Origin of the sequence: Pseudomonas sp. USHLN015 (genome assembly GCF_037153275.1) — a bacterium.
GTDB classification, from domain to species: Bacteria; Pseudomonadota; Gammaproteobacteria; order Pseudomonadales; family Pseudomonadaceae; genus Metapseudomonas; species Metapseudomonas tohonis.
The window spans coordinates 237,891-254,698 of the sequence record NZ_JBBCKP010000002.1 but is presented as its reverse complement, the minus strand read 5'-3'; the positions used below and the strand labels follow the sequence as shown (position 1 = coordinate 254,698).

Below are 16,808 nucleotides of genomic sequence, written 5' to 3'. Positions count from 1 at the left end.
ATTACCGGGCTGCCGTTCGCGTCAGGCGTGCTGGTGCAGCCAGTTGTGCCGCTGCGTGCCAGTGCCTTCGGCCTTGGCCTTCTCGAAGCGCTTCCAGAGTTTTTCGTGGAAGTGGAAGCCCACGGAGTTGACCAGCGGCTCGACGATGGCCACCAGCCCGCCGATGGCCACGCTGCCGGTGAGCGCGTAGGCGACGCTGAAGGCGATGGCGAAGTGCATGACGGTGAAGGTTGCGGTCTTGAGCATGATGGGCCTCTCTTGAGGATGGGAATGATTCCTGGTTGCGTGCAGGGTAGAGGCTCTGATCGATGCAAGGAAATTTGCAGGGGAAATGGTTTCGATAGATCGGCTGCATGAGTGGTCTACGACCTTGGTCGAGAATGCACCGGCGCTACGACTAAGGTCGTCTGTTGCATGTGTACGAGCGTTCTAGAGTTGTTTTCACCACTAACGTGCTGTGTAGAGGACAACAACAATGAACGACAGCATCTACCAGCGGATTCACGAGAATCCGCGTTTCCAGGAGTTGGTCGCCAAGCGCGAACGCTTCGCCTGGATTCTCTCCGCCATCATGCTGGGTCTGTACCTGGCCTTCATCCTGCTCATCGCCTTCGAGCCCCAGGTGCTCGGCACCAAGCTCAGCCCGGGCTCCTCCATCACCTGGGGCATCCCGATCGGCGTCGGCCTGATCGTCTCCGCCTTCGTGCTCACCGGCATCTACGTGCGCCGCGCCAATGGTGAGTTCGACCGCCTGAACCGTGAAGTCCTCAAGGAGGCGCAGCAATGATCGCGCGCATTCTCTCCATCTGCGGCATCGTCGGCCTGATGGCCGTGGCGCCGGCCCTGTGGGCCGCCGGTGCGCTGGAAGGCGACGTGCAGCGCCAGCCGCTGAACGTCTCCGCCATCGTCATGTTCGTGGCCTTCGTCGGCTTCACCCTCTACATCACCTACTGGGCGTCCAAGCGCAGCAAGTCGACCGCCGACTTCTATACCGCCGGCGGCAGCATCACCGGTTTCCAGAACGGCCTGGCGATCGCCGGTGACTACATGTCCGCGGCCTCCTTCCTGGGTATTTCCGCCCTGGTCTACACCTCCGGCTACGACGGCCTGATCTACTCGATCGGCTTCCTCGTCGGCTGGCCGGTGATCCTCTTCCTGATCGCCGAGCGCCTGCGCAACCTGGGCAAGTACACCTTCGCCGACGTTGCCTCCTACCGCCTCAAGCAGAAGGAAATCCGCACCCTGTCCGCCTGCGGTTCGCTGGTGGTGGTGGCCTTCTACCTGATCGCGCAGATGGTCGGTGCCGGCAAGCTGATCGAGCTGCTGTTCGGCCTGAACTACCACGTGGCCGTGGTGCTGGTCGGTGTGCTGATGGTGCTGTACGTGCTGTTCGGCGGCATGCTGGCCACCACCTGGGTGCAGATCATCAAGGCGGTGATGCTGCTGTCCGGTGCCTCCTTCATGGCGATCATGGTGCTCAAGCACGTCAACTTCGACATCGGCATGCTGTTCAGCGAGGCCATCAAGGTCCACCCCAAAGGCGAGGCCATCATGAGCCCCGGCGGCCTGGTCAAGGACCCGATCTCGGCGATCTCCCTCGGCCTGGCGCTGATGTTCGGCACCGCCGGCCTGCCGCACATCCTGATGCGCTTCTTCACCGTCAGCGATGCCAAGGAAGCCCGTAAATCGGTGTTCTTCGCCACCGGCTTCATCGGCTACTTCTACATCCTGACCTTCATCATCGGCTTCGGCGCGATCCTGCTGGTCAGCACCAACCCGGCCTTCAAGGACGCCACCGGCGCACTCTTGGGCGGCAACAACATGGCGGCCGTGCACCTGGCCAATGCCGTGGGCGGCAGCCTGTTCCTCGGCTTCATCTCGGCCGTGGCCTTCGCCACCATCCTCGCGGTGGTCGCCGGCCTGACCCTGGCCGGTGCCTCGGCGGTCTCCCATGACCTGTACGCCTCGGTGTTCAAGAAAGGCAAGGCCAACGAGAAGGATGAGCTGCGCGTATCGAAGATCACCACCGTCGCGCTCGGCGTCCTGGCCATCGGCCTGGGCATCCTGTTCGAGAAGCAGAACATCGCCTTCATGGTCGGCCTGGCCTTCTCCATCGCGGCGAGCTGCAACTTCCCGGTGCTGATCCTCTCCATGTACTGGAAGAAGCTGACCACCCGTGGCGCCATGATCGGCGGCTGGCTGGGCCTGGTCACCGCGGTTGGCCTGATGATCCTCGGCCCGACCATCTGGGTGCAGATCCTCGGTCATGCCGAAGCCATCTACCCCTACGAGTACCCGGCGCTGTTCTCGATCCTCGTGGCCTTCGTGGGTATCTGGTTCTTCTCCATCACCGACAAGTCCGCCGCGGCCGACGAGGAACGCGCACGCTTCTTCCCGCAGTTCGTACGTTCGCAGACCGGCCTGGGTGCCAGCGGCGCCGTCGCCCACTGATCCACGCAAGACTCCGTGCACATTGGGCAGCCTTCGGGCTGCCTTTTTGTTTGGCGCGCGGTCCGGCCAGGGAGTAGGGCCCGCCTGCGAAGAGGCTTGGTCAGAGATGTGAGCAGTCAAAGACGCCGATAGTCCGCGAGTGCGGCAAAGGGCTTGCGAGGGAAAGGGATAAAGAGGAGAGGGGAGGTCGCTCGCCCCACAGACCACATCCGCCAACGTGGCCCGTGAGAGAGCGGTGCTCAGATCCTGCCCAGTATCATCAGCACCAGCAGGATGATCAGCAGGGTGCCGATGATGCCCGAGGGGCCGTAACCCCAGCCACGGGAGTGGGGGAACACCGGCAGGCCGCCAATGAGCAGCAGGATCAGGATGACGAGCAGAATGGTACTGATACCCATGGTGGAACTCCTTCTATGAGCCTTGTTCTTGGACGTCCCGGTGCGGTCGATCAGTGCGTGCGTCGCCGCATGCAAAAGCTGTGGCCGCTCCTGTAAATTCCGACTTCGCCTGATTTGCAAAGGTTCATGAAAGATTCTTGCGTGGGCGCTTTTGACCAGTAAAAACAACGGGTTACCGACTATCGGAAGTTAGGGGCGGTAGCCGCATGAAATGGAGACAGCAGGATGCTCTACCGGATTGCCGCAGACGCGGTGGTGCTCTTCCACATGGGCTTCATCCTGTTCGTCCTGCTCGGTGGACTGCTGGTTCTGCGTTGGCCGAAGGTGGCGCTGTTGCACCTGCCCGCCGTCTGCTGGGGGGTGACCGTCGAGTGGCTGCATCTGATCTGTCCACTCACGCCGCTGGAGAATTCGTTGCGTCGCGCGGCCGGTGAGCAGGGCTACCAGGGCGGTTTCATCGAGCACCACGTGCTGCCGGTGATCTACCCGGCGGGCCTGACGCCGGGCATCCAGCTCTGGCTCGGTGGCATCGTCGTCGGACTCAACCTGCTCGTGTACGGCCTTCTCCTGGCGCGCGTGCTGCGTCGTTCGCGCTAGCGCCTGGCGAGGGGCTGCGCAAGGCGTCGATGCATTGATTTGCCCCCGTCATTCAGCGCCCTGATTTCGCGCTGCGGCGCATGGCGCCTCGCTAAACTGCGGGCACCAACGCACATACCAAGAAGGCAACCTCACCATGCAGAACCGCATCATGATCACCGGCGCTGGCTCCGGTCTGGGCCGTGAGATCGCCCTGCGCTGGGCCCGCGAAGGCAGCAAGCTGGCCCTTTCCGACGTCAATGAGCCCGGGCTCGCGGAAACCCTGGCACTGGTTCGCGAAGCGGGCGGCGACGGCTTCACCCAGCGCTGCGACGTGCGCGACTACAGCCAGCTCACCGCCTTCGCCCAGGCCTGCGAGCAGAAGCTCGGCGGCATCGACATCATCGTCAACAACGCGGGTGTCGCCTCCGGCGGCTTCTTCGAGGAACTGTCCCTGGAGGACTGGGACTGGCAGATCGCGATCAACCTGATGGGCGTGGTCAAGGGCTGCAAGGCCTTCCTGCCGCTGCTGCAGCGCAGCAAGGGCCGCATCGTCAACATCGCCTCCATGGCCGCTCTGATGCAGGGCCCGGCGATGAGCAACTACAACGTGGCCAAGGCCGGTGTGGTGGCACTGTCGGAAAGCCTGCTGATAGAACTCAAGCAGGAAGGCATCGGCGTCCACGTGGTCTGCCCGTCGTTCTTCCAGACCAACCTGCTGGACTCCTTCCGTGGCCCGACCCCGGCCATGAAGCAGCAAGTGGGCAAGCTGCTGGAAAGCTCGCCGATCAGCGCGGCCGATATCGCCGACTACATCTTCGACGAAGTGGCTGCCGGCACCTTCATGATCCTGCCCCACGAACAGGGCCGCATGGCCTGGGCGGTGAAGCAGAAGAACCCGCAGATGCTCTACGACGAGATGGCCAGCATGTCGGACAAGATGCGCGCCAAGGGCCGCCAGCAGGCTTGATGCGTGCGGTGACCGGCCCTGCGATTGCGGGGCCGGCACAGCGGCTTCCAGGCCATGCGGCGCGCCGCCGCCGGAGCGAATTCATTCGCGATCGGTCTTTCAGGAAAGTGCCCTGCGCGGTCCTGTATTTTCTGTCCGTACGGTCAATTTATGCCCGCCCACGTCTTGCCCGGCTGCGCTTTCGCGGAGTAGGGTTGCACCCCCGGCGTGCACGCCAACGACTATCTGGACTCCTTGTGAAACCTGCTTCCCGAGCCCTTTTCATGCTGGCTCTGGTGCTGGCTGCGATCAACCTGCGCCCCGGCATCACCTCCCTCGCCCCCTTGATCGAACGCATCGCCAGCGAGCTCGACCTGAGCCGTGGGCTGATCAGCCTCACCACCGCGCTGCCGGTGCTGTGCATGGGCCTGCTGGCGCCCCTGGCGCCGCGCCTGGCCATGCGCTTCGGCCTGGAGCGGGTGATCGGCCTGTGCCTGCTGCTCATCGTCATCGCCTGCGGCGTGCGCGTCGCCGGGCACGCCAGCGCGGTGCTGATCGGCAGCGCGGTGCTGCTGGGGGCCGGCATCGCCATTGCCGGGCCCTTGGTGTCGGGCTTCATCAAGCGCCACTTCCATGACCGGGTCGGCCGCGTGGTCGCCTGGTATTCCCTGAGCATGACGATCGGTGGCGCGTCCGGCGCGGTGCTCACCGAGCCGGTGACCCAGGCGCTGGCCAACCAGTGGTCGATGGGCCTGGCGTTCTGGGCCTTGCCGGCGTTGGCGGCGACTGTGCTCTGGCTGTGCCTGCCCAACCGTGCGGAGACGGCCAGCGAGGCCGGCGGCTCCGGCGGGCTGCCCTGGGGCGAGCCGCGCGCCTGGCTGATCACCGCCTTCTTCGCCATCCAGGCCGGGCTGTTCTACGCCCTCACCACCTGGCTGGTGGCGCGCTACCACGAGGCCGGCTTCAGCGTGCTGCGCAGCAACAGCCTGTTCAGCCTGTTCATGCTGGTGGGACTGCCCAGTGCCTTCATCCTGCCGTGGCTGGCCCAGCGCTACGACAACCGCTACCAGCTGCTGCTCGGCTGCGGCATCACCAGCTCGCTGTGCCTGGGGATGATCACCTTCGCCCCCGGCCTGTACCCCGAGGTCTGGGCGGTGCTGCTGGGACTGGGGCTGTCCGGTTCCTTCGCCCTTTCAATGGTGCTGCCGCTCTATGAGGTGCACACCTCGCTGGCGGTGAGCCGCTGGACGGCGATGATGCTCTTCGCCGGCTACAGCCTTGGCAGCCTGACGCCGGTGCTCGCCGGCCTCGGTCGCGACCTGGCGGGCAACTACCGGTTGCCCTTCATGGTCTTCACCGGCCTGGCGGTGACCATGTGCGTGCTGGCCTGGGTGCTGGGGCGCCGCAAGGCCTGATCGTGGAAATCAGCGGCAATTCCTTTCCTGCCTGGCAGCCCTGTGATAGAAGGCTGCCACTGTTTTCCTGGAGTGCTCGCGTGGACTCTGAATCCATCGTCTATGGCTGCATCCGCGACTGGCCGTCGGACGACGACGAGGTGCGGCAACTGCGCCGCGCGACCAACCGCCGTGTCATCGAAAGCCTGCCCGCCGGCGACATCTGGCCCTTCCTCGGGCGCGAGATGTTCTCCTTCAGTGCCCACCCCGGGCAGGGGCTCTACCAGACCCAGGTGATCCACTTCGGTGCCAGCTACGCCGCGGTGGAGTACGAGTGGAACCTCTGGGTGCAGCAGTTCGAGGCCCTGCTCAAGCAGCTCTACTGGGGCAGCGCGGTGGTGCACCTGGAAACCGAGCTCAACGGCACCCACACTTTCCGCTGGGAAAGCGAACAGGGTTTCCACAGCCCCCAGGAAGCCAACCTGCGCGTGCGCTGCGCCTGGGAGCGCGAGGGCGCGCTGCGCGGCTGACCGCCGCTGCGTGCCCCGGAAAGCGCTGTGCCCATCGGGTTCGACGAGGACATCCACCATGCTCAACTACCTCTGGTTCTTCCTCGCCGCACTGTTCGAGATCGCCGGCTGCTACGCCTTCTTCATGTGGCTGCGCCTCGACCGCAGCGCCTGGTGGATCGCCCCCGGCCTGTTCAGCCTGCTGTGCTTCGCGCTGTTGCTGACCCGCGTCGAGGCGGCCTACGCCGGGCGCGCCTATGCGGCCTACGGCGGCATCTACATCATCACCTCGCTGCTCTGGCTGGGCCTGGTGGAGCGCACGCGCCCGCTGGCCAGCGACTGGCTGGGCGCGGCGCTCTGTGTCGCGGGGGCACTGGTCATCCTGCTGGGGCCGCGCTTCCCCCAGAGTTGAGGCGACCCGTGCTTTCGTCGAATCCTGATACAGATGGGGGTGGCAAGGCGCACCCGGGCTGCTAGATTTTCGTCCTCGGTCTCGATCATCCTTTCGCCAGGCCCGGTTACCCAACAAGAACAGGACGGACCCGCCATGGATACTTGTCAGAGCATTTCCGCCGCCGAATTGAAGAACCTGGTCCACCAGCAACTGCACGACTGCTCCCCTGCCCAGCAGGTGGTGTTCGCCGCCTGTCGCGTTCCCTTCACTGCCCATCCCCGGTTGCGTTACGGCGAGCTGGAGCAGGTCCTGGTGGTCGCCGAGCTGCCCGGCGGTTTCCTCTTCTTCGAGGAAACGAACGAAGCCTTCGGCCTCGGCGTGGTCGACGAGCACGGCGTACTGCATTGCCAAGGCCATCATCCACTGGCGCTCAACCTGGCGCTGGCCCGCGCCGGCTTCTAGCGCCACACGCCCCGCTGTACCCGATTTTCATCATTGACTGGCCACCTGCGAGGGTGTGCGCCCGCGCGCAATCGCGTAGCATCGCGCCTCCGTAGTGGCACTTTGAAATCCCGTGCCCCTGCCGCGTCATTTCTACCTGCCCCGGCACCGCTGGCTAAGCTTTCTGTCTGATGCCCTGAGGCCGTCGCAACCACCCGCAACGACAGCCGCCCGGTTCTGCCGGCCCACAGAGGAGCGAGGGATGGAGAACGTAGAAGCCAAACGCCTCGCGCCGTTCCTGCGAACGCGCCTGGCCCTCTGGCTGGCCTACTTCCTGATCCTGTTCGGTGGCGCGGTGGCCATCGGCGTCAATCTCTACCAAGTGCTCGACTCCCGCGCGCACTACCTGTCCGAGGCGGACAAGTCCAACGCCAACCTGGCCTATTCGGTATCCCAGCACGCCGAGGAAACCATCAAGGAGGCCGACCTGATCCTCAGCGGCCTGGTCTACCTGCTGGAGAGCCGCGACGCCGGCGACCGCCAGGGCATCGACGGCCTGATCAACGCCTACAAGCTGCGGGCCCAGCAGTTGTCCGGCATCTACGTGTTCGACCGTGACGGCCGCTGGAGCCACTACACCAGCGCACCGCCGTCGCCGACCATCCGCAATACCGACCAAGAGTACTTCCAGCACCACCTCAACTCGGTGAGCCGCGACATCGAGGTCAGCTCGCCGGTGCAGAGCCGCTCCACGGGCGAATGGGTCCTGCCCATCTCGCGGCGCATCAACGGCCGGCATGGCGAATTCGACGGCGTGGTGCTGGCGACCATCCGCATCAGCTATTTCAACGCCTTCTACAAGGACTTCGACATCGGCCGCAACGGCGCCATCCTGCTCGCCGAGAACGACGGCACGCTGGTGGTGCGGCGGCCGTTCATGGAGCCGGGCACCGGCAACCTGCACGACAGCCCGCTGTTCATGGATGATTTGAAGAACTCGCCGGTGGGCACCGGCTCGGGCCTTTCCAGCCTCGATGGCCGCGAGCGCGTATACGCCTACCGGGTGCTGGACGGCTACCCGCTGCTGGTGGTGGCGGCGATGCAGAAGAGCGAAGTGCTCACCGAGTGGCGAGACAAGGCGGTGGTGCTGGTGACCCTGGTGACGGCACTGGTGCTGGCGCTGGTGATCATCGGGCTGGTGCTGGTGCGACGTACCCGGGAGCGCCTGCTGGCGGCGCGCAGCATCCAGCTGGAGAACGAGGAGCTGTCGCAGCTGGCGGCCATCGACGCACTCACCGGCATCGCCAATCGGCGGCAGTTCGACAAGACCCTCTTCGAGGAATTCCAGCGCGCAGCGATCATCCGCCAGCCCATTTCCCTGCTGATGATCGATGTCGACAACTTCAAGCTGTTCAACGACACCTACGGCCACCGCGCCGGCGATCTCTGCCTCAAGGCGGTGAGCGAGGCGCTGAAGGTGATCAAGATCCGCTCGACCGACCTGATCGCTCGCTACGGTGGCGAGGAGTTCGCCATCATCCTGCCGCACACCGCGCCGGCCGGCGCCCAGGTGATCGCCGAGAGCGTACGCGAGGCTGTGGAGATGAAGCAGATCGAGCACCTCAGCGCCCAGGCGGGGGTGGTCACGGTGAGCATCGGTATCCACAGCATGATCCCCAGGCCCGGCGACCTCCCGGAAACGCTCATCCAGAGCGCGGATTCGGCGCTGTACGCCGCCAAGCATTCCGGGCGCAACAAGGTCCGCAGCTTCGGCTGAAGACGCCTCGCGCCTCCAATCCCCTCGCCCCGATGCGCCTCGATCCCGGCGCCAGCCCCCGCCAAGCGTGCTTATGCCCGGAATCTGGCAGGATTATTCCCAATTCATCTTGAAATAAATATTGCGCGCAAAATAAAAGCGCACTAATGTTCGCTCCATGGAATCGCTTAGCGCACAAATCTACAGCGAACCAAATAACCCCCAATCGCTATCAAGAGGAACACATCATGAGCATCGAAAACGTCCTGTACCGCGCCTATGCTGAAGCCACCGGTGGCCGTGAAGGCCGCGCCATTTCCTCCGACGGCGTCCTCGACGTCTCGCTGACCACCCCGCGTGAGCTGGGCGGCGCGGGCGGCGCAGGCACCAACCCCGAGCAACTGTTCGCCGCCGGCTACTCGGCCTGCTTCCTCGGTGCGATCAAGTTCGTCGGCGCCCGTGACAAGTACGCCGTCCCGGCGGACGCTTCCATCGAAGGCATCGTCGGCATCGGCGCCATCCCCACCGGCTTCGGCATCGAGGTGGAGCTGCAGATCAGCCTGCCGGGCATGGACAAGGACAAGGCACGTGAGCTGATCGACAAGGCCCACATCGTCTGCCCGTACTCCAACGCCACCCGCGGCAACATCGACGTCACCCTGACCCTGGTCTGAGACGACGTTGGAATGCAAAAGGGCCCCTCGGGGCCCTTTTTGCGTTTGCCTGGCTGACGTGTCGGTGGCCTTTTCAGTCTTGGGGCGTGGTGCTTGCGGATGGATTCATCGCGAATGAATTCGCTCCTACAGGGAGGAGGGTGCAACGCTTGGGCAGGCTTGAAGGGCGGCGCACCGCTGGGGCCGCTGTGCGGCCCATGGGCGATTGAAATCGCCCCTACAGGCGCCCTCTGTTCGTTGCGGTCGGGCGTGGTCAGGCCTCCGGTTCGGTGAACAGTTGCTGCACCACCGAGAAGTCCTGGCGGCCCTTGCCCTGTTTCAGCAGCATCTTGTAGAGCTGCAGCGCCAGGGCACCCATGGGGGTGCTGTTCTGGGTCAGCTGCGCGGCTTCCTGGGCCAGGCCCAGGTCCTTGGCCATCAGCTCGGCCATGAAACCGCCCTGGTAGCCGTTGCTCGCGGGGGCGTTGGCCATCACGCCGGGCCAGGGGTTGTAGCGCTCCAGCACCCAGTTGCCACCCGAGCTCTGGCGCATGATCTCCGCCAGCGCGCTTGGGTCGAGGCCGTTGGCCACGCCCAGGGCCATGGCTTCGGCGGTGGCGATCATCTGCACCGCCAACACCTGGTTGTTGCACACCTTGGCCACCTGGCCGGCGCCCTCGGGGCCGGCGTGGAAGATGTTCTTGCCCATGGCCGCCAGTACCGGCCGGGCCTTTTCCAGGGTCTTGCCGTCCCCGCCGACCATGAAGGTCAGGGTGCCGGCGGCGGCGCCGGCGGTGCCGCCGGAGACCGGCGCATCCAGCAGGTCGATGCCCAGCGCCTTGGCCCGGGCATGCACCTTGCGCGCGGCGTCGGGGGAGATGGTCGAGCATTCCAGCACCAGGGTGCCGGCGCGGATGAAGGCGAGCAGGCCGTCGTCGCCCAGGTAGAGGCCCTCCACATGGCGGCTGGCGGGCAGCATGCTCACCACCAGGTCGACGCCGGAGACCGCGTCGTGGGCGTCGTTGGCGGCCTTGGCGCCTTCGGCCACCAGTTCGTCCACCGCGGCCTGCACCAGGTCGAAGACCTTGAGTTCATGGCCGGCCTTGAGCAGGTTGCGGGCCATCGGCAGGCCCATGTTGCCGAGGCCGATGAAGGCGATCTTTTTCATTGTTGTTCTCCTTGGCCGTTGCCAATGGGCTAGAGCGCTGCGAGTGGATGCGGGCCATCCCAGACCGCTGCGAAGTGCGCCTCGATCACCGCGCGGGGGATGGCGGCGACATCGGGCCAGTGCCAGCGCGGTGCGTTGTCCTTGTCGATCAGCCGTGCACGCACGCCTTCGGGGAATTCCGGGTGGCGGCAGCAGTTCAGGCTCATGGCGTATTCCATGCGGAATACATCGCCCAGGGACAGGTACCGGGCGCGGCGGATCTGCTCCCATACCAGGTGCGCGGTGAGCGGGCAGCCACCGGCGAGGGTCTTGGCGGCGCGGGCGAGGAGGGCGTCGTCCTCGTGCTGCAGCGCGGTGATGGCCTTCCAGGCGGCCGGCAGGTCGGCCACATCCAGCAGGGCGTCGATGCGGGCGCGGCGCGGCAGCCACTGGGCGTCCGGCAACTGGTCGCGGGCCTGGTGCTCCAGGGATTGCAGCAGGCTGGTGAGCTGCGCGCCGGGCTGCTCGCGCCAGTTCAGTTGCACCAGACCGTCGAGCAGCGCGGCTTGCTGGTCGTCCAGCAGGAAGCGGTCGGCGAGGTCCAGGTCCAGGGCGTCACGGGCGTTGATGGCGCTGGCGGTGAGGCCGAGGAACAGCCCCAGGCGCCCGGGCAGGCGGGCGAGGAACCAGCTGCCACCCACGTCCGGGTACAGGCCGATGTTGATCTCCGGCATGCCCAGGCGGCTGGAAGGGGTGACGATGCGGATGGACGCGCCCTGCATCAGGCCCATGCCGCCACCCAGCACGTGGCCGTGGGCCCAGCAGATCAGCGGCTTGGGATAGGTGTGGATGCGGTGGTCGAGGCGGTACTCGTGGGCGAAGAAGCGCGACGCCAGCGGCGGCACCTCGCCCGGGTGCTCGCGACAGGCCTCCACCAGCTTGCGCACGTCGCCGCCGGCGCAGAACGCGCGCGGGCCGTTGCCGCGCAGCAGCACGCAGACGAACTCCGGGTCGTCTTGCCACTGGTGCAGTTTCGCATCGAGTGCCTCGATCATCGGCAGGCTCAGGGCGTTGAGGCTGCCCTCGGCATCGAGGCTGGCGATGCCGATGCGGGCGCCGTGCAGGCCGACGCGTTCTTCGAACTGGATATTCATCGTTTCTCCCTAACCTGGGTCTCGTCGCGGGTCGCTCAGCGGTTGCGCCATTGCGGGTCGCGCTTCTCGAGGAAGGCGTTGACCCCCTCACGGGTGTCGTCGGCGTCGAACAGGTCGACGAAGCGTTCGCGCTCCTCCGGCAGCCAGGTGTTCGGCCCGCGCTGGCGCGCGCCTGCGATCAGCGGCTTGATGGTGCGCACCGCCACCGGGCTCTGCCGCGCCACCTTGGCGGCCAGCAGCAGGGCGGCTCCCCGGGCTTCGCCGGTGTCCACCACCTGCTCCACCAGGCCGATGCGCAAGGCGGTCTCGGCGTCCACGCGCTCGCCGCAGAGGATCATGCGCTTGGCCCAGCCCTCGCCCACCAGCCAGGGCAGCGCCTGGGTGCCGCCGGCGCAGGGCAGCAGGCCCACGGTGGCCTCCGGCAGGGCCATCATCGACTGGCGCTCGGCGATGCGGATGTCGCAGGCCAGGGCGCATTCCAGGCCGCCGCCCATGGCATAGCCGTTGATCGCGGCGATGGAGACGCCACGGAAGTCGCGCAGGGTCTCGAAGGCTTCGCCGAAGCGCCGTGCCATCTCGCGGGCGCGGGCCTTGTCGCCGTCGGCGAAGAGGTTGAGGTCGGCGCCGGCGCTGAAGAACTTCGGCCCCTGGCCGGTCACCACCAGGGCGTAGATGTCGTCGTCGTGGTTGAGGTGCTCGATCACCTGCTTGAGGCCGATCAGCGAGTCGCGGTCCCAGGTGTTGGCCGGCGGATGGTTGATGGTGATCAGTGCGGTATGGCCGTGCTTCTCCACGGTCAGCTTGTGGGTCAGGTCGAAAACGCCGGGTTGGTACGGCTCTACGGCAGTGCTCATGGGGTGCTCCTTACAGCAGGCGGTCGAGTGTGCCGCCCTGTTCCAGTAAACGGCGCGCCACGATGACGCGCATGATCTCGTTGGTGCCTTCGAGTATCTGGTGGACGCGGGTATCGCGCACCCAGCGCTCCAGAGGGTAGTCATTCAGATAGCCATAGCCACCATGGAGTTGCAGTGCATCGTTGCAGATGTCGAAGCACTGGTCGGTGGCGAAGCGCTTGGCCATGGCGCAGTAGAGGCTCGCCTCGGCGTGGCGCTGGTCCAGGCGATGGGCGGCCAGGCGCACCATCTGCCGGCTGGCGGTGAGCGCGGTGAGCATGTCGGCGAGCTTGAACTGCAGGGCCTGGAACTCAGCCAGGGGCTTGCCGAACTGCTTGCGTTCCTCGACGTAGCGCAGGCTCTGTTCCAGCGCCGCCTGGGCTGCGCCCAGGGAGCAACTGGCGATGTTCAGGCGCCCGCCGTCCAGGCCCTTCATGGCGTAGACGAAGCCCTGGCCTTCCGGGCCGATGCGGTTGCCTGCGGGGATGCGCACGCCCTCGAAGGCGATGGTGCGGGTCGGCTGGGCGCGCCAGCCCATCTTGTCTTCGTTGCGCCCGTAGCGGATGCCCTCGGCGTCGGCCGGCACCAGGAAGCAGGAGATGCCCCTGGCGCCGTCCTCGCCGGTGCGCGCCATCACGATCAGCACCTGGGTGCTGCCGGCGCCGGAGATGAAGCACTTGCTGCCATCGAGCACGTAGTCGTCGCCATCACGGCGCGCCCGGGTGCGCAGGTGCGCGGCGTCGGAGCCGGCGTCCGGCTCGGTGAGGCAGTAGGAGGCCAGCAGCCGGCCGTCCAGCAGGCCCGGCAGCCACTGGGCCTTGAGCGCGGCGTCGGCGAAGGAGGCGAGCATCCAGGCGGCCATGTTGTGGATGGTCAGGTAGGCGGTGGTGGCCACGCAGCCGGCCGCCAGCTGCTCGAAGATCAGCGAGGCGGAAAGGCGGGACAGGCCCAGCCCGCCATCCTCCTCGGCGATGTAGAGCCCCAGGTAGCCCTGCTCGGCGGCTCGGCGGATCACCTCGACCGGGAAGTGGTGGTCGCGATCCCAGTCCGCCGCGCCCGGCGCCAGCTCGTGGCGGGCGAAGGCGGCGGCGCTATGCACCAGCAGGCGTTGTTCATCGGTGGGTTCGAAGTCCATGGCATCTCATTGCAAGGTCGGTGGTTGGTTGCCGGCGCGCCGTTCGGCCTGCCAGTCGGCGAGGCTGGGGAGGGCGGCGCTGGCGTCGAGGCGGTCGACGATTTCGAAGTAGTCCTGCTTGAGCGGGTCCTTGAGCACCTCGTCACGGGTCTTCACCCGTACCGCATAGACCGTCTGAAGGTTCTGGTGATCGAAGGCGCGCCACTGCTGTTCGTCCTTCAGCAGGCTGTAGGAGTGGCCTTCCAGCGCCTTGATCAGCGCCTCGCTGCCGAGGCTGCCGCTGCGTCTGGCGGCATCGGCCCATTGCTGGACGATGCTGTAGGCCGAGGCGGCGGAGCTGGAGGGGTACATCTGGTAGCGCGCCTTGAAGGCTTCGACGAAGGCCATGCCACGCTGGGATTTCTCCAGCTCCGGCACACGCCAGGTCCAGGGCTCGGTGCCGAGCACGCCCTGCATCAGGTCGGGGCCGGCCTGCTCGATGATGCCCTGGGTCAGGTTCGGCGCGACGATCTGCATGCGCGTCGTCAGGCCCATGTCCCGGGCGATGCGCATGGCGCGCACCAGGTCCTCGCCGAACAGCACCAGGGCCAGCACCTGGGCATCGCTGGCGGCGGCCTGGGTCAGGGCGTCCTGGTAGTCGGTCAGGCGCGCGCCGGGGAAGGGTACCCGCACGCCGGCGTGGCGGGCGGCGTCTTCGCTGGCGGTGGCCTGGCGCAGCGAGGCCTCGGTGGTATGGCCCCAGGTGTAGTCGGCGGTGACGTAGAAGTAGCGTTTGTCGGGCAGGGTCTTGTTCAGGTACTGGCCGAGCACCTTGGCGCTCATCCAGGCGTTGTTGCACTCGCGGAACATGTAGCGGTGGCCGTTCTTGCCGGTGGTGTCGTTGGAATAGGTGAGGGTGCCGAAGTACAGCAGGCCGTGGTCACGGGCGCGCTCGCCGGCGGCGATGGCCACCGCGCTGGAGGCCCCGCCGAAGAGCATCACCGCGCCTTCGGCGGCCAGCGTGTCGACGTTCTTCACCGCCTTTTCCGGGCGCGAGGCGGAATCCTTGCCGGACAGGCGCAAGGGCCGGCCGAGCACGCCGCCGGTGGCGTTGATTTCGTCGATGGCCAGCAGGGCTCCACGCATCTGCGCCAATCCCTCTTCCTTGTATGAGCCGGTGCGCGGGTAGTTGAGCCCCAGGGTGATGGGCTCGGCAGCCTGCGCACAGGCGGTGATCCCGGCCCAGAGGGCCAGGGTGGCAGTCAATCGGCGCATGGGTGTTCCTCCTTGTTGTTGTGGAACAACCTTTTACGCCGGTCTCGGATGGGTTGAGATTCCCTTTTCGTCTAACAACGCTCGGTCGTTGCTACTTCAGCTGGATGGTCATGTTCGGCCCGCTCACCGGGCTGTCGTCGAACCAGCGGCTGGTGACCGTCTTGGTCTCGGTGTAGAAGCGCACCGCCTGCTTGCCGTAGGCGTGCAGGTCGCCGTAGAAGGAGCCCTTCCAGCCGGTGAAGGAGAAGAACGGCAGCGGCACCGGGATCGGCACGTTGATGCCCACCTGGCCAACCTCCACCGCATGCTGGAAGTGCCGCGCGGCGCCGCCGGAGCGGGTGAAGATGCTGGTGCCGTTGCCGTAGGGGCTGGCGTTGACCAGCTCGATGGCGGCATCGAGGTCGTCCACCTCCATGCAGGCCAGCACCGGGCCGAAGATCTCCTCGCGGTACAGGCCCATCCTGGTGGTCACGCCACGGAACAGGGTCGGGCCCAGCCAGTTGCCGTCGGGGAAGCCCGCCACCTCGCAGTGCGAGCCGTCCAGCAGGCATTCGGCGCCTTCGGCCTTGCCCTCGGCGATCAGCCGCTGCACGCGCTGCTTGGCCTGCTGGCTGATCAGCGGGCCGTAGGCAGCGTGGGCGTCCTGCCAGTGACCGGGCTTGAGCTCGGCCATCTGCGCGGCCAGTTCGGGAATCCACTCCCGCGCGGCGCCGACGAACACCGCCACGCTGATGGCCATGCAGCGCTGGCCGGCGGCACCGCAACTGGCGCCCAGCAGGTTGCTGAGGACCTGGTCCTTGTTGGCGTCGGGCATGACCACCATGTGGTTCTTGGCCCCGGCGAAGGCCTGCACGCGCTTGAGGTGGGCGGTGCCGGTGCGGTAGATGTGCTGGCCCACCGGCACCGAGCCGACGAAGGAGATGGCGCGGATGTCCGGGTGGGTGAGCAGGGCGTCCACCTGTTCGCGGCCGCCGTGCAGCACCTGCAGCACGCCCTTGGGCGCGCCGGCTTCCAGGAACAGCTCGGCGAGGCGGTTGGGGGTCAGCGGGTCCTGCTCGGAGGGCTTGAGGATGAAGGTGTTGCCGCAGGCGATGGCCAGGGGAAACATCCACAGGGGGATCATCGCCGGGAAGTTGAACGGGGTGATGCCGACGCACACGCCCAGCGGCTGGATCCAGCTGGCGGTGTCGATCTCGCGGGCCACGTTCTCCACCGTCTCGCCCATCATCAGGCTGGCGATGTTGGCGGCGTGCTCGGCCACTTCGATGCCGCGCCAGACGTCGCCCTTGGCGTCGGCGAAGGTCTTGCCGGTTTCGCTGGCGAGGATCTCCGCCAGCTCGTCGTGGTGCTCCTTGAGCAGGTGCTGGTAGCGCAGCATCAGCCGCGCCCGTTCCGGCACCGGCACCTCGCGCCAGCTGGTGAAGGCCTGCTTGGCGCTGGCGATGGCGGCCTCGATTTCCTCGGGCGTCGCCTTGGGCGCCAGGGCCAGCACGGCCTGGGTCGCGGGGTCGGTGACTTCGATCAGCTCGCGGGAGCGGCTGTCGCGCCACTGGCCATCGATCAGTTGCGGAATCGTCCTGGTCATCTCGTCCTCCACCCGTGCCGGGCGTCTTGTTGTTTTCTTGCCGTTATAGCGGCACGCACGGCGGATGTGGATTGACGATCTTGTCGGCTGGATGGACGATCTTGTGATTGCAGGCCGAC

The 16,808-nt window shown here is 66.4% G+C and carries 18 protein-coding genes; 10 read left to right on the top strand and 8 right to left on the bottom strand.

The window, feature by feature from the left end:
- Window positions 1-21: 21 nt before the first annotated feature.
- The gene (locus WFQ67_RS04215; protein ID WP_337056249.1) at window positions 22-246 is read right to left on the bottom strand and encodes a DUF2061 domain-containing protein; all 225 of its coding nucleotides are present in this window, start codon (window positions 244-246) and stop codon (window positions 22-24) included.
- A gap of 229 nt (window positions 247-475) precedes the next feature.
- On the opposite strand from WFQ67_RS04215, the gene WFQ67_RS04210 reads away from it, so the two are divergent.
- Together WFQ67_RS04210 and WFQ67_RS04205 are read left to right on the top strand one after the other, a co-directional pair.
- Window positions 476-787 carry a DUF485 domain-containing protein gene (locus tag WFQ67_RS04210; protein WP_021221278.1) on the top strand — a complete coding sequence of 104 codons (312 nt, stop codon included), beginning with the start codon at window positions 476-478 and terminating at the stop codon, window positions 785-787.
- On the top strand, window positions 784-2,451 hold the full coding sequence (locus WFQ67_RS04205; RefSeq protein WP_213625803.1) for a cation acetate symporter: 1,668 nt from the start codon (window positions 784-786) through the stop codon (window positions 2,449-2,451). Before WFQ67_RS04210 ends, WFQ67_RS04205 begins: the two co-directional genes overlap by 4 nt.
- Window positions 2,452-2,690: 239 nt before the next feature.
- On the opposite strand, the gene WFQ67_RS04200 is transcribed toward WFQ67_RS04205, so the two are convergent.
- Window positions 2,691-2,849 carry a DUF3309 family protein gene (locus WFQ67_RS04200; protein WP_021221276.1) on the bottom strand — a complete coding sequence of 53 codons (159 nt, stop codon included), beginning with the start codon at window positions 2,847-2,849 and terminating at the stop codon, window positions 2,691-2,693.
- A 225-nt stretch (window positions 2,850-3,074) separates the two neighbouring features.
- Here WFQ67_RS04200 and WFQ67_RS04195 point away from each other — a divergent pair, with 225 nt between their 5' ends.
- From WFQ67_RS04195 to WFQ67_RS04160, 8 genes are all read left to right on the top strand, one after another.
- The gene (locus tag WFQ67_RS04195; RefSeq protein ID WP_337056248.1) at window positions 3,075-3,446 is read left to right on the top strand and encodes a DUF2784 domain-containing protein; all 372 of its coding nucleotides are present in this window, start codon (window positions 3,075-3,077) and stop codon (window positions 3,444-3,446) included.
- A 136-nt stretch (window positions 3,447-3,582) separates the two neighbouring features.
- The gene (locus WFQ67_RS04190; protein WP_213625801.1) at window positions 3,583-4,395 is read left to right on the top strand and encodes an SDR family oxidoreductase; all 813 of its coding nucleotides are present in this window, start codon (window positions 3,583-3,585) and stop codon (window positions 4,393-4,395) included.
- Between the two features lie 263 nt (window positions 4,396-4,658).
- A complete protein-coding gene (locus WFQ67_RS04185) occupies window positions 4,659-5,789 on the top strand; it encodes an MFS transporter (RefSeq protein ID WP_337056247.1) in 1,131 nt (376 codons plus the stop codon).
- Between the two features lie 80 nt (window positions 5,790-5,869).
- Complete coding sequence (locus WFQ67_RS04180; RefSeq protein WP_111260484.1) at window positions 5,870-6,298, top strand: hypothetical protein; 429 nt, start codon at window positions 5,870-5,872, stop codon at window positions 6,296-6,298.
- A 58-nt stretch (window positions 6,299-6,356) separates the two neighbouring features.
- The gene (locus WFQ67_RS04175; protein WP_173172033.1) at window positions 6,357-6,689 is read left to right on the top strand and encodes a YnfA family protein; all 333 of its coding nucleotides are present in this window, start codon (window positions 6,357-6,359) and stop codon (window positions 6,687-6,689) included.
- Between the two features lie 135 nt (window positions 6,690-6,824).
- Window positions 6,825-7,133 (top strand): hypothetical protein, encoded by a 309-nt coding sequence (locus WFQ67_RS04170; RefSeq protein ID WP_173172035.1) that lies wholly within the window; start codon window positions 6,825-6,827, stop codon window positions 7,131-7,133.
- A 241-nt stretch (window positions 7,134-7,374) separates the two neighbouring features.
- Window positions 7,375-8,889, top strand: a complete 1,515-nt coding sequence (locus WFQ67_RS04165; RefSeq protein ID WP_337056246.1) for a sensor domain-containing diguanylate cyclase — start codon at window positions 7,375-7,377, stop codon at window positions 8,887-8,889.
- A 227-nt stretch (window positions 8,890-9,116) separates the two neighbouring features.
- A complete protein-coding gene (locus WFQ67_RS04160) occupies window positions 9,117-9,542 on the top strand; it encodes an organic hydroperoxide resistance protein (RefSeq protein WP_173172040.1) in 426 nt (141 codons plus the stop codon).
- A gap of 253 nt (window positions 9,543-9,795) precedes the next feature.
- On the opposite strand, the gene mmsB is transcribed toward WFQ67_RS04160, so the two are convergent.
- From mmsB to WFQ67_RS04130, 6 genes are all read right to left on the bottom strand, one after another.
- Entirely contained in the window at window positions 9,796-10,689 is an 894-nt protein-coding gene (gene mmsB / locus WFQ67_RS04155) for a 3-hydroxyisobutyrate dehydrogenase (protein ID WP_213625798.1), read from the bottom strand.
- 29 nt (window positions 10,690-10,718) lie between these two features.
- On the bottom strand, window positions 10,719-11,822 hold the full coding sequence (locus WFQ67_RS04150) for an enoyl-CoA hydratase/isomerase family protein (protein ID WP_337056245.1): 1,104 nt from the start codon (window positions 11,820-11,822) through the stop codon (window positions 10,719-10,721).
- 35 nt (window positions 11,823-11,857) lie between these two features.
- Entirely contained in the window at window positions 11,858-12,676 is an 819-nt protein-coding gene (locus WFQ67_RS04145) for an enoyl-CoA hydratase (RefSeq protein ID WP_337056244.1), read from the bottom strand.
- 10 nt (window positions 12,677-12,686) lie between these two features.
- A complete protein-coding gene (locus WFQ67_RS04140; protein ID WP_213625796.1) occupies window positions 12,687-13,850 on the bottom strand; it encodes an isobutyryl-CoA dehydrogenase in 1,164 nt (387 codons plus the stop codon).
- A gap of 6 nt (window positions 13,851-13,856) precedes the next feature.
- On the bottom strand, window positions 13,857-15,104 hold the full coding sequence (locus tag WFQ67_RS04135) for an ABC transporter substrate-binding protein (protein ID WP_213625795.1): 1,248 nt from the start codon (window positions 15,102-15,104) through the stop codon (window positions 13,857-13,859).
- A gap of 91 nt (window positions 15,105-15,195) precedes the next feature.
- A complete protein-coding gene (locus WFQ67_RS04130) occupies window positions 15,196-16,689 on the bottom strand; it encodes a CoA-acylating methylmalonate-semialdehyde dehydrogenase (RefSeq protein WP_173172053.1) in 1,494 nt (497 codons plus the stop codon).
- Window positions 16,690-16,808: the final 119 nt, after the last annotated feature.

Coding starts and splice junctions, on each gene's coding strand:
- WFQ67_RS04215 (WP_337056249.1), bottom strand. CDS start 246: ATGCTCAAGACCGCAACCTTCACCGTCATGCACTTCGCCATCGCCTTC.
- WFQ67_RS04210 (WP_021221278.1), top strand. CDS start 476: ATGAACGACAGCATCTACCAGCGGATTCACGAGAATCCGCGTTTCCAG.
- WFQ67_RS04205 (WP_213625803.1), top strand. CDS start 784: ATGATCGCGCGCATTCTCTCCATCTGCGGCATCGTCGGCCTGATGGCC.
- WFQ67_RS04200 (WP_021221276.1), bottom strand. CDS start 2,849: ATGGGTATCAGTACCATTCTGCTCGTCATCCTGATCCTGCTGCTCATT.
- WFQ67_RS04195 (WP_337056248.1), top strand. CDS start 3,075: ATGCTCTACCGGATTGCCGCAGACGCGGTGGTGCTCTTCCACATGGGC.
- WFQ67_RS04190 (WP_213625801.1), top strand. CDS start 3,583: ATGCAGAACCGCATCATGATCACCGGCGCTGGCTCCGGTCTGGGCCGT.
- WFQ67_RS04185 (WP_337056247.1), top strand. CDS start 4,659: ATGCTGGCTCTGGTGCTGGCTGCGATCAACCTGCGCCCCGGCATCACC.
- WFQ67_RS04175 (WP_173172033.1), top strand. CDS start 6,357: ATGCTCAACTACCTCTGGTTCTTCCTCGCCGCACTGTTCGAGATCGCC.
- WFQ67_RS04170 (WP_173172035.1), top strand. CDS start 6,825: ATGGATACTTGTCAGAGCATTTCCGCCGCCGAATTGAAGAACCTGGTC.
- WFQ67_RS04165 (WP_337056246.1), top strand. CDS start 7,375: ATGGAGAACGTAGAAGCCAAACGCCTCGCGCCGTTCCTGCGAACGCGC.
- WFQ67_RS04160 (WP_173172040.1), top strand. CDS start 9,117: ATGAGCATCGAAAACGTCCTGTACCGCGCCTATGCTGAAGCCACCGGT.
- mmsB (WP_213625798.1), bottom strand. CDS start 10,689: ATGAAAAAGATCGCCTTCATCGGCCTCGGCAACATGGGCCTGCCGATG.
- WFQ67_RS04150 (WP_337056245.1), bottom strand. CDS start 11,822: ATGAATATCCAGTTCGAAGAACGCGTCGGCCTGCACGGCGCCCGCATC.
- WFQ67_RS04145 (WP_337056244.1), bottom strand. CDS start 12,676: ATGAGCACTGCCGTAGAGCCGTACCAACCCGGCGTTTTCGACCTGACC.
- WFQ67_RS04140 (WP_213625796.1), bottom strand. CDS start 13,850: ATGGACTTCGAACCCACCGATGAACAACGCCTGCTGGTGCATAGCGCC.
- WFQ67_RS04135 (WP_213625795.1), bottom strand. CDS start 15,104: ATGCGCCGATTGACTGCCACCCTGGCCCTCTGGGCCGGGATCACCGCC.
- WFQ67_RS04130 (WP_173172053.1), bottom strand. CDS start 16,689: ATGACCAGGACGATTCCGCAACTGATCGATGGCCAGTGGCGCGACAGC.